Genomic DNA, 15,345 nt, shown 5'->3' with positions numbered 1-15,345 from the left:
AGGATTAATAACAATCAGAAAGGATTTAAATGGAAGCAAAATTTTCGAACAGAGTCAAAGAGGTGATCTCCCTAAGCCGCGAAGAAGCCCTTCGTCTAGGGCATGATTACATCGGTACAGAGCACCTCTTGCTGGGGATGATTCGTGAAGGAGAAGGTGTGGCTGTTTCCATTCTTAAAAAGCTTGGGGTGCCCTTGGACGAATTGCGATCTTCTATCGAGAGAGCGGTAAAAGGAACTGCAAGCCATAATGTAAAGAATATGGCAAATATCCCTCTGACTAGACAGTCGGAGAAGGTGTTGAAAATAACCTACTTGGAAGCAAAAATATTTAAAAGTCAATTGATAGGAACGGAACATTTACTCCTTTCTATTCTAAGAGACGAAGAAAATATTGCGACGCAGATTCTCAACAAATTTGATATCAACTATGAGTCGGTGAAAGAAATGCTGGAAATGCAATCTGACCCTGGAATGACTCCGCGCTCTCGTGCAGAGGCGGAAGATTCAGACGATGACGGCTCCAAACTATTTGGAAATCCCGGAAGCGGATCAGGTTCTTCTAAATCTGGAGCTGAAAAATCCAGAACTCCAGTGCTTGATAATTTTGGCCGGGATCTGACCAAAATGGCAGAAGATGACAAATTGGATCCGATTATTGGGAGGGAAAAAGAAATCGAGCGAGTAGCACAGATTCTCTCTCGAAGAAAGAAAAACAACCCTATTCTAATCGGTGAGCCTGGTGTAGGTAAGACAGCAATTGCCGAAGGACTGGCATTAAGAATTATTCAGAAAAAGGTTTCTAGAGTGCTGTTCAACAAGCGTGTTGTGACCTTAGATTTGGCTTCTCTTGTCGCAGGTACTAAATACAGGGGGCAATTTGAGGAGCGAATGAAGGCAGTCATGAATGAGTTGGAAAAGTCTCCCAATGTGATTCTCTTTATTGATGAATTACATACCATAGTAGGAGCGGGAGGAGCTTCAGGTTCTCTAGATGCCTCCAATATGTTTAAGCCAGCCTTAGCTAGGGGAGAGATTCAATGTATAGGCGCTACTACGCTTGACGAATACAGACAATACATCGAAAAAGATGGTGCTTTAGCTCGTCGATTCCAAATGGTAATGGTAGATGCTACCACTCCGGAGGAGACTATTCAGATATTGAATAATATCAAAGATAAATACGAGGATCACCATAATGTCAATTACACACAAGAAGCCATTGAAGCTTGTGTGAAGTTATCCGACCGATACATTTCAGATCGATTCTTACCTGATAAGGCCATCGATATTTTAGATGAAGCTGGGGCAAGAGTTCATATCAACAACATCCACGTCCCTGAAGATATCTTAAAACTGGAAGAAGAGGTAGAAAACATCAAAACCGAGAAAAATCGGGTGGTGAAATCTCAAAAATATGAGGAAGCCGCACAGCTGAGGGATAAAGAAAAGAAACTTCTCGAGCAGCTGGATCAAGCTAAGATCAGATGGGAAGAGGAAAGCAAATCCAAGCGTTTCACCGTAGACGAAGACAGCGTTGCAGAAGTGATTGCAATGATGACTGGTATTCCGGCCAAGCGAATTGCTCAGAATGAAGGAGCGAAGTTGCTGAACATGAATACCGAACTTTCTGGAAAGGTGATAGGTCAGGATGAGGCGATCAAGAAATTAACCAAAGCTATACAAAGAACTCGCGTAGGTCTGAAGGACCCTAAGAAACCGATCGGTTCCTTTATATTCCTAGGACCAACTGGTGTAGGTAAAACGGAGTTGGCAAAAATGCTTGCCACTTACCTATTCGACAAGGATGATTCTTTGATCAGAATCGATATGTCCGAATACATGGAGAAATTCTCCGTTTCCCGACTGGTGGGAGCGCCTCCGGGCTATGTGGGCTATGAAGAGGGTGGACAGCTGACTGAGAAAGTCAGAAGAAAGCCGTATTCTGTGGTCTTACTAGACGAAATCGAAAAAGCTCACCCGGACGTGTTTAATATACTACTTCAAGTATTGGACGATGGGATTTTGACTGATGGATTGGGACGAAGAGTGGATTTCCGAAATACCATTATCATTATGACTTCCAATATTGGAGTTAGAGATTTAAAGGATTTTGGTGCGGGTATCGGTTTTGCAAGCAAAGCAAAGCAGGACAATCAGGATGATATCATGAAATCCACGATTCAGTCTGCCTTGAAAAAAGCCTTTAGCCCTGAGTTCCTCAATAGATTGGATGATGTGGTTGTGTTTAATTCCTTGACACAAGATCACATTTTCAAGATTATAGATATCTCTTTGAAGAAGTTATTCCACAGAATTACTGATTTGGGTTACAATATTGAACTTACCGAAAAAGCCAAAACTTTCTTGGCAGAGAAGGGCTACGATCAACAGTACGGTGCAAGGCCGCTTAACCGAGCGATTCAAAAGTACCTAGAGGATGCAGTGGCAGAGGAAATCCTAAAGGGCGACTTGTCTGAAGGAGATGTGATTACCGCTGATTATCCTGGGGAAGGTTCAGAATTGACCATTGCAGTTAAAAAGAAAGAGAAGGCTGAAGAATAAGGGTCTTAATGATAAATATGACTCTTCGGAATTCTACACGTAGCCAAATATTCTTCGACAGCTAGTGACAATAGTTTCCGTAGTCGTGAAGATAAGCGGTACTTGTGTAAAAATACACAAGCGCATGAATATCATAGATTTTATCCACCATTTTCCAAACGAGGAAAGCTGTGAGATCTTTCTGAAAGACTATCGGCAAAAAGCAGGGATTTACTGCAAAACATGCAAAGGCTTTCCAAAGCACTACTGGTTTTCGGGCAGGAAGTTCTTTGAATGCAGCGTATGCCGAAGGAGGACATCTTTAAAAGCCGGAACAGTAATGGAATCCAGCAATCTATCGCTGCATACTTGGTTTATTGCATTTCTGTTGATGTCAGCTACCAAAAAAGGCTTCTCCTGTTTAGAGTTCCAAAGACAGCTGGGGCTCAAGCGATACCAAACAGCTTTCAGTCTGATGCATAAGATCAGGGCTGTCATGGGAAAGCGGGACAGTCTTTATTTGCTCAAGGGGATGGTGGAATATGATGAGGCTTATGTTGAAAAGGCAACCCGTAAAAGGGTTCAGGAGCAGCTAAAGCGAGGAAAAGGCAGTCAGAAACAGGCGATTGTCGCAGTGGCTTCCGAATCCACCCCTTTGGAAGATCCTGAATCCGGTAAAAAAGGAAGCCATTGTGGCTTTTTCAAATTGAAAGTGCTTAAGGATTCAACCAGTGATTCGGTGGAACAGTTTGTGGAAAACAACATTGATTCTTCCTCGGTGTTATTTACCGACAAAAACACCGCCTATGTCGATCTGGAAAAAATGATAGAAGAGCACATCAAAGTGAAATCCTCTAAGGATTCAGCAAATGGAACGCTCAATTGGGTTCACACGGCGATCAGTAACCTGAAGAAAAACCTCCTGGGTATTTATCACATGGTTTCAGAAAAATACCTGCAAAACTATCTGGATGAATTTGCTTACAAGCTCAACAGAAGATACTTTGGAGAAAAATTATTTAACAGACTCGTTATTGCGGCCGTCTATCCATACGTGCAACATTACGAATAGTCATAATGATAAATTAGAAAATCCCTAGACGGAGAAAGTCTAGGGATTTTTTTATGTCCTAATGGCGCAAGGTCTTCAAGTCTACCTCTTTCTCTATCGCAAAGTATTCAGAAGTGTTCTTGTGCTCTTCAGGTTTATCTGCCGTAGGCAGACTCATCGTATAGTCTATTTTTGCCTTAAATCGAAAGAATAAAAAATAACAAAGAAACTGCCAAAATCAGGGTCATAACTTTGGCTTTTTCTACCGTTTCTTTACTGATTTTTCGCTTTCGAAGGACCAACACAGAAAGACTCAAACCAATGAGTTGGAGCAAAATGGCAACCCCGTTAAGTGGTCCCATAGGGGCTTGATAAAGCAGAAGATGGGAATTCAGAAGAGATAAAGTTCCTAGCACAATACCGGTAATTCCGAATAAAAATGAGCGCTGTAATAAAACACCTTCAGGCTGATTGGTCCATTTCATTTTACTTGACTTAGATTTTGCTTCGAAGATAAGGAAGCCAACTTCAAAAGTAGATTTTGAAAAGAAATTTCTGATCAAAAAGGGCTCATATTTAAGGTATAACTTGAATTTGTTAATTTTTCATCAATAGCTTAACTTCAAAAAACACTTTCTTTATGTCTAGTCGTAGAAAATTTCTTCAAACCTCCTCTCTAATCGGAATAGCTATGAGTATCAAACCCCAATCAATTTTTTCCATTCCATCCACGATTTTAGGTCATGGAGACTTTACCTATCGGGTAGATGAAAAATGGGGTATGCTTGACCCTTCTAAATTCCCAGTGAACAATTGCCATGAAATGGTAATGGATAGAAAAAAAAGGATGATTCTCCTCACTGACGAACCGAAAAATAATGTGATCATTTACGACCAATCCGGGAAGTATCTGGACTCTTGGACTTTGAATTTACCCGCCGCCCATGGGCTTACTTTGGTAGATGAGGGTGATGCTGAGTATTTGTGGATTGTAGATAATGGGGGTAGAGTCCTTAAGACCACTCTTGGTGGCCAAATAGTCACAGAAATAGCTTCGCCGCAACAAGAGGGTATTTATTCGGAGGGAATGCGCTATGTTCCTACAGAGACAGCTGTAGCTCCAAACGGGGACTTATATATTGCAGATGGCTATGGATCCCAGTACTTTTTACATTACGATTCAGCGGGTAATTTTACCCGGAAATTTGGAGGAGATGGACATGAAGATCAGCAGTTTAAAACCGCTCATGGCATTACTGTAGATCAACGGAGGGGAAAGGAGCCGACTTTGATTTGTACTTCTAGAGGTCACAATTCTTTTAAGAGATTCACCTTGGATGGCAAGTATATAGAAACAATTTTCCTGCCCGGGGCCTTCGTCTGCCGCCCTGTGATTGATGGGGACGAATTATACGCAGGAGTATGCTGGTCACGTTTGAAATACCTAGAGCAAATGGATAATTCTGGCTTCGTTACCATTCTCAATGCTGAAAACAAGGTGGTCTCTAATCCAGGAGGAACAGCGCCTACGTATATCGATGGAGAACTGCAACTCATGGTCCAAAATACCCCCGTATTTAAGCATTGTCATGATGTCTGCATTGATCAGGATAAAAATATTTATGTATGTCAATGGAATGCCGGAAAATCCTACCCCATCAAACTGATAAGAGTTTAATTTCGTTTGTATTATCGTTTTTGATTTTTATATCTTAGTTTTAGTCTTTCAAAAATTTTTAATATGAACTTGTCGAGAATTGACTGGCCGGATTCGCTCAATGATTTACAGGCTAAAATCTCAGAAACACTAGCCATTTTGGCGGCAATACTGTTGGTGTTTTTGGGAATATCTGATTATTTCTTGGGCTTGGGTGACTTTATTATATCGGTAAAATTAATCCTTGCAATTCCCTTTCTCTTTAGTTTTTTCTGGATGAGAAAAAAGGGAGATCATTTTCTGATCATGCAGCTTTTATTGGGGCTTGGTTTGCTTACTATTTCTTTGAATTACTTTAATAATGAGGGGTTTAGAGGACCTACTAATTACACTATTTTTATCATTATTGTCTCCATTGGAATTTTTATCAAACGAAAGACACAGCAGTTTATTTGGCTTACTTTCACCATCCTGTTGTATTCCTCCTTTTTTTATTTGGAGGTCAAGGAATTAATTGCTGTAGATCAGCATTACACCGATTTAGAAAATTTGTTTTGGGACCATATCGTGACCCTGATATGGTGCGGGCTTTTTGTGTTCTTTGGTGTCTTTGTGTTTGTGAGCAATTACCAAAAGCAGAATCTAACCCTTGAGTACCTTCGAAAAGCGAATGAAGAAACATTAAAGGAGCTTTCAGAGGTCAATTTGAAAAAGAATCAGCTCTTAGCCATGCTTTCACATGACCTTAAAAACCCCATAGGTACACTTAGCTCCACCCTAGAGCTAATGGATACCTTAGGAATGGAAAAGGACGAATTGGACATCATTTTTAAAGACCTTAAGCATCAAAGTTTTCATTTGAATAATGTACTGAATAACACTCTCAGCTGGGTAAAAACAGAGCTTTCTGATCAGCGCGCAGAGTTAACCGCGTGCAGTTTGCTAGAGTTTAGTACCGAACTGATGCAGACTATGCAGGTTCAAGCAAACAGAAAAAATCAACTGATTAAATTGGAGCTGTTTGGGGAAGATCAAACTCAAGAGATAGAGGCCAATGAAATTCGGATTATTCTAAAAAACCTATTAGATAATGCCATCAAGTTCTCCCCTGAAAATACAGAGATTTTATTTCAACTCAGTATCAGCAAAGAGGAAGTCCGATGGGATGTTTGTAATTTTGGAGCACCTATTCCCCAAGAAATTCAGAAAAACTTATTCGAATTTCAAGTTAAATCTTCTTTTGGTACCAAGCGGGAAAAGGGTACAGGTCTAGGCCTTCATTTATGTAAAAAAATTGCCGATAGCCTTGAGATTACGTTGGGCTTTGATCTTTCTGAAAAAGGAGAAAACCGTTTTTATCTCATTCGGGAAAATCAATAATTTACTAGTCATGCCAAACGACAAGCAGACTTTTTGATCCATGTGCTCCGATGACTAGGGATTGCTCAATGTCGGCAGTTTTCGATGGACCGGCCAAAAATAGTCCAAACCCCGCCTTTGATTCTTGAATTTTGGCATAGGCAGCATGCATGTCAGAGACCAGATTTTTGCGACTCAGGAAAACAACCAAATGCTCAGTGATAAAAGGGATGGCTCTCAACTGTAGGTTATCATCTTCCAGCCAAATCGCTCCATTTTCTGCTGTTCCAAATTGTCCATCCAAAATCGCAAGATTCAAATGAGCCAAATCATGGGCATCCGAAGGAAGGGCTATGGATTTCTCCTCCTGAAAATGCTTAGAAAGGCAGAGAATAGTCTGAAATACTTGTTTGGTCATCCATATTTCAAAATCTGCCAATTCCATCACCTGACCTTTATTTGCCTGGATGGCAGTAGTGAAATGAGCTTCCAAATCCCCATCAAATGTGGAGGACTCCCATTCGGGCAAGGGTCTTTTTGCGCTCTTAGTTTGACTTCCTAGCCTTTCTAAAATTTTGGATTTGCTGTTCATCATCGGTTCTTTTTGTACCAGTCCCGAAAACTTTCCGCAGGGACTTTAGGAAGGTCTCGCTGTTTTCCCCAGGTGTTTAAAGGATGGTAAATAAGTGAATTGGGGAGAGTTTGAATGGCTTTTCGCATGATGCTTCCTGAAAATCTATAGGCTAGTGGGCTTTTGAAAATTCCTGAGGCCAGCTTCATTGATAAGCTTTTGGCCCATTTGGGATTAGCCTTGGTGATTTCTTGCCGCCATTCATAAAGTTGCTCATGGATGTTGATCTTCACCGGGCAAACATCAGTGCATGAGCCGCAAAGTGTAGAGGCAAAAGGCAGTGTGCTGTGCTTTTTAAGGTCTTTCCCGGGAGAAAGGATAGAACCAATCGGACCGGGGACTGTGCTGCCATAACTATACCCTCCACTGCGACGATAAATGGGGCAAGTGTTCATGCAGGCTCCACATCGGATGCATTTAAGTGAATTTCTGAATTTTTCCCGTTTTAATTGAGCTGTTCTGCCATTGTCTAGGAGGATCAGATGAATTTCTTTGCCCTGAGAAGGACTCCGAAAGTGGGAATTGTAATTGGTGATGGGTTGGCCGGTAGCCGATCGGGCTAGCAGCCGTAAAAAAACACCTAGGTCTTTTCTTCTAGGGATGATTTTTTCTATCCCCATACAAGCGATATGGGTATCAGCAAGATGCACACCCATATCAGCATTGCCTTCATTGGTGCAAACGACAAATTCACCGGTTTCTGCCACGGCAAAATTCACTCCGGTGATGGCAACTTTAGCCTGAAGGAATTTCTCCCGTAGATGAATCCTCGCCGCCTGAGTTAGGTAGTGTGGGTCTTCATTTCCTTTTTCTGTTAAAAGTTTGTCATGAAAGAGTTCGGAAATTTCCCGTTTTCGCAAATGAATAGCTGGCAGGACTATATGACTGGGAGGCTGATCGAGAAATTGGACGATCCGCTCACCCAAATCTGTATCCACCACCTCTATTCCGTTTTTTTCCAGATAGGGGTTCAGGTGACACTCTTCGGTGAGAATGGATTTGCTTTTGACGATGTAGGAACTGTTGGTTTTTTGAATAATTTGAAGGACAAGTTGATTGTGCTCTTCGGCATCCTTCGCCCAATGAATTTGAATCCCATTTTCGCTTGCTTTCTGCTCAAACTCTTCCAAATAATCCCCCAAATGATCCAACACATGATCTTTGATCTGAGAGGCTGTTTCGCGCAGGGATTCCCACTCGGGGATGGTTTTGCTGACCTGATCGCGCTTTTTTCGAATTGCCCATAGCGTCTCATCATGCCATTGGGTCTTCTCGGCATCTCGAATAAACGCTGCCGCTTCTTGAGGATGATTCATGACAGGGCTTGATTTAGGATTTCCGCGATATGCATGAATTTTAAGGGCTGATTTTGTCTTTTGGCTAATCCTTCCAAGTGCATCAAACAGGAGACATCGCCTCCGGTGACAATTTCCACTTGATTTTGAATGTGGTCTTGGAGTCGATCTTTCCCCATCCTGACGGAAATAGCTTCCTCGCTCGTAGCGAAAGTGCCACCAAATCCGCAACATTCATCCTCCCGCTCTAGATCGACCCATTGCAAACCTTCCAATTGGGTTAACAGTTGCTGAGGTTTGCTGAAAAATGAGGTATTTAGCTCACTCGCTTTGCCCAGTTTCAGTCCTCTCAATCCATGACAAGAAGAGTGATAGCCCACCCGAAAAGGGAATTTTCCTCTTATATCCGCCTTTAGTACATCGGTGAGAAATTCACTTAGTTCAAAGATCTTATTCCTCATATTTTGAAATTCTCGGCTTTGCCGAATTCCCTCCGGAAAGTGCTCTTTGACATGCAATACACAACTTCCTGTGGGGGCTACGATGTAGTCAAAATCCTTGAAAAGTTGAATAAAATGCAGCGAACTTCCTTCTGTATCTCTTTCATAACCCGAATTGGCCAATGGCTGTCCACAACAAGTCTGATTCAGCGGATAGCTGACCTGGCAGTCTAGTTTTTCCAAAAGTTCCAGGCAGGCTATGCCTACCTGCGGGTAAAACTGATCAATATAACAAGGGATAAATAATCCTATATTTTTTTTGTTTGGCATGGTTAGGTCTTGAAAAACTATTCTTACAATTGAAATCCTAATACTAAGGGAATAGCAATTCTTTACTTATCAATATCCGTTATCTATTTTTCAAAGCCAAAGCCATTCGGGATCTTATTTAAGAATAAAGGGATAAAAGCTCAAAAACATGCTTTGGGCGGGTTTTATCTCTACTTGATAAGTGTTTTTTCGGAAGAAGGGGAACCCAAAATCGATAGTTTTTCTGGATAATGCTATTAGTCGAAAGTATACTTTGTGATGTAGCATTTTATTGCAGCCCAGGCTATTCAGCCCCTTTTATTTTAGTCAAGCCGTTTTTGCCTTATATTACAGGCACAACCAAAAACTTACTACCTATGCGGATTCGATCAATTCTGGTCCTGTTACTTTTAAGTCTATTTTCTTGTGAGCGCAAAGCTTCTTCTGAGGCTGAAATTCAACCCAAACCCAATATTATTTTCATTCTGGCAGACGATTTAGGATATGCGGATGTAGGATTTATGGGCAATGAGATCATAGAGACACCCCATATTGATCAGCTTGCAGGGGAAAGCTTGATATTTACCCAACACTATTCAGGAAACACCGTCTGTGCCCCCTCGCGATCGGCTTGGATTACCGGGCTTCATACGGGGCATACGCCTATCAGGGGGAATAAAGAAGTAAAGCCTGAGGGCCAATATCCAATGCCGGACACTTTGATGACCATCCCCAAACTGATGAAGCAAGCAGGCTATGTGACGGGTGGATTTGGAAAATGGGGCTTGGGTTTTATAGGAACAAGTGGCGACCCTATGAGTCAGGGATTTGATCAGTTTTATGGATACAACTGTCAGCGCTATGCACATCGCTACTATCCAGGTCATATTTGGGATAATGATCAGAAAGTGGAATTGCCCGAAAATGGCTGGGAAAATAAAGTGACCTACGCCCCTGACTTGATTCATCAGCAATCCTTGGAGTTTATGGAAGAAAATCGAGAAAATCCCTTCTTTCTTTTTCTTCCGATCATTATGCCTCATGCTGAACTAGCCGCTCCTGAGGATGCGCTGTTGGAAAAATACCGCCAAAAAATAGGAGAAGAGAAGCCTCACGTGGGAGGAAAAGCCGCAGACTACGGTCCGGACATGAATATTGGGGCTTATCAATCTCAGCCTTATCCAAAGGCGACCCATGCCGCCATGGTAGAGCGGATTGATCGCTATGTGGGTGAAGTCATTCGGAAATTGGAGGAGTTAGGATTAAGAGATAATACTTTAATCTTTTTTGCCAGTGATAATGGTCCTCACCAAGAAGGTGGACATGACCCGGATTTTTTTGATAGTAATGGCCCGTATCGAGGCTATAAAAGAGATTTGTATGAGGGTGGGATTCGAACTTTCATGATAGCCAATTGGCCCGGTGAGATCGATGGAGGAAGGCAAACGGACCATCCTTCCGCTTTTTGGGATATGATGCCCACCTTAGCCGAACTGACGGGCCAGCCTGTTCCGGATACGGATGGCATTTCTTTTTTGCCTACGCTGCTCAATGAGCCCGGTCAGGATACTCACGAGTACATGTATTGGGAATTTCATGAGTTAGGAGGCAGGCAAGCGATTAGACAAGGAGATTGGAAACTGATAAAGCTAAATGTGAAACAAACTGAAAGTTTGAAAGTAGAACTGTATGATGTTGCAGTTGACCCTGGAGAAAAAAAGGATCTTTCAAAAGAATTTCCCGAAAAAGTAGAGGAACTCTCACGTTTGATTGATAAAGCTCACAGGCCGAACTCGGTATTTCCACTTTTCGAAAGCGAAAAATAATAATATCTGGCAAATCGGTGGATAAGTAGGTAAAATATGTTAATAACCTGTGTTTTTATAACCTTTTATATGGGGATAAATTGTTAATAAAAAATTAGGTAAAAACTTGATTTGAATCATTATTATAGGCAACTTTATAACACCAAGTCAGAGATAAAAGGAAGGGGATACGACTCCTACATCTTGGTTTGAAATAAGAAGTCGGGCATGAAGGAGATTTTGCTTTAGGGTAAAATTTTGAGACGGTTTACCGCAGAAATGCAAAAACAGACTGGCCTACGGTATACTTCTCGTAAGTATGCAGAAAGTGAGCAAAGGGGCAGAATGATTAATTCTGTCTGAGAGGGGAAACCACAGACGCATAGCTGACTGTTTTGCCAAAGGACGTACTCCTCGGAGTCGATTTCAGGCTAAAGGTGAAGCACCTGGGTAACTGGGGAAAATCCATAATAACTGTAGCTTGGCGCAATTAGAAATTACGGTTTCTATTTGTGAAACGGGAAGTGATCGAAAGATTGCTTCCCGTTTTTGTTTTTAGGGAGTTTAAAATCTTCTGTCTCCGGTCTTTAGTCTTCCTGCTTTCAAACCAATTTCTTACCTTCTGTATTGAAATCTCTGGGAGAATTGACGGGTTTTTGATTGCTTCTCCCAAATATTCTCAAACCCTAAATCACCATGTCCAATCTAAACCTAAAAGCCAAACAAGAAAACACCTACGATGCCATAGTGATCGGTTCCGGCGCAAGTGGAGGATGGGCGGCCAAAGAACTCTGCGAAAAGGGCCTTAAAACACTCGTACTCGAAAGAGGCAGAATGGTTCGTCATATCGAGGATTACCCCACTGCATCGAAGGCTCCCTGGGAATTTGAATTCAGAGGAACTGTCCCCATAGAAAAGCGTTCCGGAATCGGTGCGGCTCGATGGGGAAGAGAAGAAACCATGCATTGGGCTTTGGCAGAAGATGAGCAGCCTTACATTGAGGAAAAACCATTTCGATGGTTTCGAGGCTACCATGTAGGAGGAAAATCACTGCTTTGGGCTAGAGGCACTCAGCGCTGGTCGGATTATGATTTTGAGGGGCCGGCAAGGGATGGATTTGCGGTGGATTGGCCGATTCGATACAAGGATCTGCTGCCTTGGTATGAGCATGTGGAGCGCTTTGTAGGCTTTGCAGGTAGCCGGGATGGACTTCCCGAGCTCCCCGATCAGATTGTGCAGCCAGGTTTTGAATTGAGTTGCATCGAGAAGCATTACAGTGAGCAGTTAAAAAAAGTATACGGTGACCGACATTTGATTCAAGGGCGCTGTGCTCATCTCACCGACCCGCAGGATATTCATCGAGAGCAGGGTAGAAATAAATGTCAGCATCAAAACATGTGTAATCGAGGCTGTGTCTATGGAGGTTATTTTTCAGCTAATGCGGCAACTCTTCCTTGGGCGCAAAAGACCGGTAATCTGACTATTCGACCTGACTCTGTGGTAGAGTCTATCATCTATGACGAGCAGAAAGAGAAAGCTATTGGTGTACGTATCATTGATCGCTTAAGTCAGGAGGAAATGGAGTTTTATGCCAAAGTCATCTTTGTCAATGCCTCTACGATCAACTCCAATGCGATTTTGCTCAATTCCAAATCCAATCGCTTTCCCAACGGGCTTGGTAATGACAATGGCCTAATGGGGAAATTTATGGCTTGCCATAATTATAGAGGAAAAGGATATGCTACTTTCGAGGGCTTTGAAGATAAAAAGACCGAAGGGCAGCACCCCGGTCATGCCTACGTTCCCCGCTTCCGAAATGTATTCAAGCAGGATACCGATTTTCTTAGAGGCTATGCTATCGGAATGTCAGGAGGAAGGCAACTCAATTCGGACACCGATGCGATTGGTCATCAGCTGCGAGATAATCTACTCAACCGAGAATACGGCCTATGGACAATGGCAGCTTGGATGCAGGGGGAAATGATCCCCGTAGAATCCAATCATATGAGATTAAGTGAAAGCGAAAGAGATAAATACGGCATCCCAAAAATCGTCATGTCAGTCGAATGGACAGAAAATGATGAAAAAATGACACGAGATTTTCTGGAGCAACAGACTGAAATGTACGAGCGATTGGGCTTTAAAAATATCAGCGTCTCAGACTCTCAAGCTCCTCCAGGATCGGATATTCATGAGATGGGTGGAGTACGGATGGGGAATGATCCTAAGACATCTTTGCTCAACAAACACAATCAGCTCCATCAATGCAAAAATGTCTTCGTCACCGATGGTGCATGCATGACGAGTACAAGTACTCAGAATCCTACGCTGATGTTTATGACCCTCACTGCTCGAGCTGCAAACTATGCTGTGGACGAGTTGAATAAACTTAATCTTTGAAGTATTCTCTGCCGATTCCCGCCGACCTTTGACTCCAACTGTATAAAGAAGCTGTTTAAGAACTCGGTGTTTTGTTGTGGAAATTTAGACGAAATCAAACCCAAAAACCTATGAAAAATAATTTAATCATTATTCTAATTGCCTTTGCTTGGCTAATTTTTCCGAGCGAGTCACAGGCTCAGAAAAAGGGCGAAGCCCTATATAAGGCTCCACTTGGTATAGCCTCCTATACCTTCAGAAACCATTGGGAACATGGAGTGGAAAAAACCCTCGATATTATTCAAGAGATGGGATTCAAGGAATTTGAAGGGGGAGCTCCACAAGGTGTCGAGCCAGAGGTATTTAAAAAAATGTTGGCTGATCGAGGGATCTCTATTCCTTCGACCGGAGCGGGATTTGAGCAGATCGAATCCGATCCGCAGGCAGTAGCAGATCGTGCAAAGGCACTTGGAGCCAACTATGTCATGTGTGCCTGGATTCCTCATCAGCGGGGACAATTTTCCAAGGAGGATGCGGACCGCGCTATCAAAGCGTTCAATGAAGGAGGAAAAGTGTTGAAAGAAAACGGTCTCATCTTCAAGTACCATGTACATGGCTACGAATTCCAGCCTTATGGCGATGGAACCTTATTTGATTACTTGGTCAAAAATACTGATCCGGAATACGTTTCCCTCCAAATGGATGTAATGTGGACGCATTTCGGTGGAGGGGATCCCGCTGGATTGCTGAAAAAATATGGAGACCGGTGGGTATCCTTGCATTTGAAAGACTTCAAAAAGGGTGCACCCAGAGATATGACTGGATTGACAGGACCTGAAAATGATGTGCCTTTGGGTGAGGGGGAGCTTGATTTTCCTGCTATTCTGAGAGAAGCAAACAAAATTGGCATTAAGCACATGTTTATTGAAGATGAAAGTGAACATGAAATCGAAGCACTGCCAAAAAGTATTGCTTATCTGAAGAGTTTGAGGTACTGAGAATCTAGTATTCCAAAAAAAGAAGCGAACTCTTAAAATTGGTGCAGAGGCTCAGGGGAAGCTTGAAATTCCCCCGATTTCCTCTGACTTGGATCAAATTGTATAAACCAAACTGAATTAGAAATTCATTAAGTTATACGCCTGGAATTGGGTTTTGGCTAAAATTTTAGATGAATTAATCTTATCCAATTCATAAGCAAAACTCAGGCATCGGATGTCTGCTCAAATTGTAGCTACCAACTTCACATCTAATTTGACCTCATCATAGATCATTCGATCTCCTAGGTTTTCAAAGAAATTCCCTGAACGAAACTTAATGTCATAATCTGTCCGGTCAAAAGTTAGCCCTCCTACAGCAGTGATTGTAGTTGTAGTTGCCGTAACCTTGGCAGGAAATGAAGCCGGATGAGTGATTCCTTTGATCGTCAAAGTCCCAGAAATGGTGTAGTCCGTCCCGTTACTGGTTTTTGCTTCGGTGATGTTAAAAGTAGAAGTATTGAATTTTTCCACAGAGAAGAAATCGTCTGATTTCAGGTGATTGGTCAGATTGCCATTGGACTTGGGATCGGTGAGGTCTTCTACTGTGAGATTGACCATATCCATTTCGAAAACTCCGCCAGTGATTTTTCCATCCGAATAGTCCAATTCGGCATTTTTGATTGGGACATAGCCCCAATGTGTACCAGTAACTTTGGAGGCTTCCCAGCGAACTTGGCTTTCGGAGAGATTGACAGTAGCAGGGATTTTGGCCGTCTCTTGCGTAAAAGCTATAGATAAAGCAATAACTAAAATGCTTAATAATTTCATAGGTGTAAGAGTTGATTTGTGAGTTTTAGGTTTAATTCAGAATCCCTTTTAAAACGTAGGAAAAAGCTATC

At 42.2% G+C, this 15,345-nt stretch carries 12 protein-coding genes; 7 read left to right on the top strand and 5 right to left on the bottom strand.

What is annotated here, in order from left to right; translation table 11 throughout:
- Nucleotides 1-29: 29 nt before the first annotated feature.
- Together BLQ57_RS00995 and BLQ57_RS00990 are read left to right on the top strand one after the other, a co-directional pair.
- Complete coding sequence (locus BLQ57_RS00995; protein WP_087937545.1) at nt 30-2,564, top strand: ATP-dependent Clp protease ATP-binding subunit; 2,535 nt, start codon at nt 30-32, stop codon at nt 2,562-2,564.
- Nucleotides 2,565-2,688: 124 nt separating this feature from the next.
- The gene (locus BLQ57_RS00990; RefSeq protein ID WP_087937546.1) at nt 2,689-3,615 is read left to right on the top strand and encodes an IS1595 family transposase; all 927 of its coding nucleotides are present in this window, start codon (nt 2,689-2,691) and stop codon (nt 3,613-3,615) included.
- Nucleotides 3,616-3,791: 176 nt separating this feature from the next.
- Here BLQ57_RS00990 and BLQ57_RS00985 read toward each other — a convergent pair whose 3' ends face one another.
- Complete coding sequence (locus BLQ57_RS00985; RefSeq protein ID WP_087937693.1) at nt 3,792-4,079, bottom strand: hypothetical protein; 288 nt, start codon at nt 4,077-4,079, stop codon at nt 3,792-3,794.
- A gap of 206 nt (nt 4,080-4,285) precedes the next feature.
- Here BLQ57_RS00985 and BLQ57_RS00980 point away from each other — a divergent pair, with 206 nt between their 5' ends.
- Both BLQ57_RS00980 and BLQ57_RS00975 read left to right on the top strand, forming a co-directional pair.
- Entirely contained in the window at nt 4,286-5,272 is a 987-nt protein-coding gene (locus BLQ57_RS00980; protein WP_240507721.1) for an NHL repeat-containing protein, read from the top strand.
- Between the two features lie 63 nt (nt 5,273-5,335).
- On the top strand, nt 5,336-6,631 hold the full coding sequence (locus BLQ57_RS00975) for a sensor histidine kinase (RefSeq protein ID WP_087937548.1): 1,296 nt from the start codon (nt 5,336-5,338) through the stop codon (nt 6,629-6,631).
- Between the two features lie 4 nt (nt 6,632-6,635).
- Here the strand turns inward: BLQ57_RS00975 and BLQ57_RS00970 are convergent, their stop codons facing one another.
- The 3 genes from BLQ57_RS00970 to BLQ57_RS00960 are packed head-to-tail and all read right to left on the bottom strand — an operon-like array spanning nt 6,636 to nt 9,306.
- A complete protein-coding gene (locus tag BLQ57_RS00970) occupies nt 6,636-7,205 on the bottom strand; it encodes a LutC/YkgG family protein (protein WP_240507722.1) in 570 nt (189 codons plus the stop codon).
- The gene (locus BLQ57_RS00965) at nt 7,202-8,557 is read right to left on the bottom strand and encodes a lactate utilization protein B (protein WP_087937549.1); all 1,356 of its coding nucleotides are present in this window, start codon (nt 8,555-8,557) and stop codon (nt 7,202-7,204) included. Before BLQ57_RS00965 ends, BLQ57_RS00970 begins: the two co-directional genes overlap by 4 nt.
- On the bottom strand, nt 8,554-9,306 hold the full coding sequence (locus tag BLQ57_RS00960) for a (Fe-S)-binding protein (RefSeq protein WP_087937550.1): 753 nt from the start codon (nt 9,304-9,306) through the stop codon (nt 8,554-8,556). Before BLQ57_RS00960 ends, BLQ57_RS00965 begins: the two co-directional genes overlap by 4 nt.
- A 356-nt stretch (nt 9,307-9,662) precedes the next feature.
- Between BLQ57_RS00960 and BLQ57_RS00955 the strand changes: the two genes are divergently transcribed.
- From BLQ57_RS00955 to BLQ57_RS00945, 3 genes are all read left to right on the top strand, one after another.
- Nucleotides 9,663-11,111: an arylsulfatase gene (locus BLQ57_RS00955; protein WP_087937695.1), complete on the top strand. Its 1,449-nt coding sequence runs from the start codon at nt 9,663-9,665 to the stop codon at nt 11,109-11,111.
- 675 nt (nt 11,112-11,786) lie between these two features.
- Nucleotides 11,787-13,490, top strand: a complete 1,704-nt coding sequence (locus tag BLQ57_RS00950) for a GMC oxidoreductase (RefSeq protein WP_087937551.1) — start codon at nt 11,787-11,789, stop codon at nt 13,488-13,490.
- 110 nt (nt 13,491-13,600) lie between these two features.
- Entirely contained in the window at nt 13,601-14,467 is an 867-nt protein-coding gene (locus BLQ57_RS00945) for a sugar phosphate isomerase/epimerase family protein (RefSeq protein ID WP_087937552.1), read from the top strand.
- Nucleotides 14,468-14,689: 222 nt separating this feature from the next.
- Here BLQ57_RS00945 and BLQ57_RS00940 read toward each other — a convergent pair whose 3' ends face one another.
- On the bottom strand, nt 14,690-15,274 hold the full coding sequence (locus tag BLQ57_RS00940) for a YceI family protein (RefSeq protein WP_087937553.1): 585 nt from the start codon (nt 15,272-15,274) through the stop codon (nt 14,690-14,692).
- Between the last annotated feature and the right edge of the window lie 71 nt (nt 15,275-15,345).

The sequence above is a fragment of the Algoriphagus faecimaris genome (genome assembly GCF_900101705.1).
Lineage (GTDB): Bacteria > Bacteroidota > Bacteroidia > Cytophagales > Cyclobacteriaceae > Algoriphagus > Algoriphagus faecimaris.
This window is presented reverse-complemented; position numbering and strand designations above follow the sequence as displayed.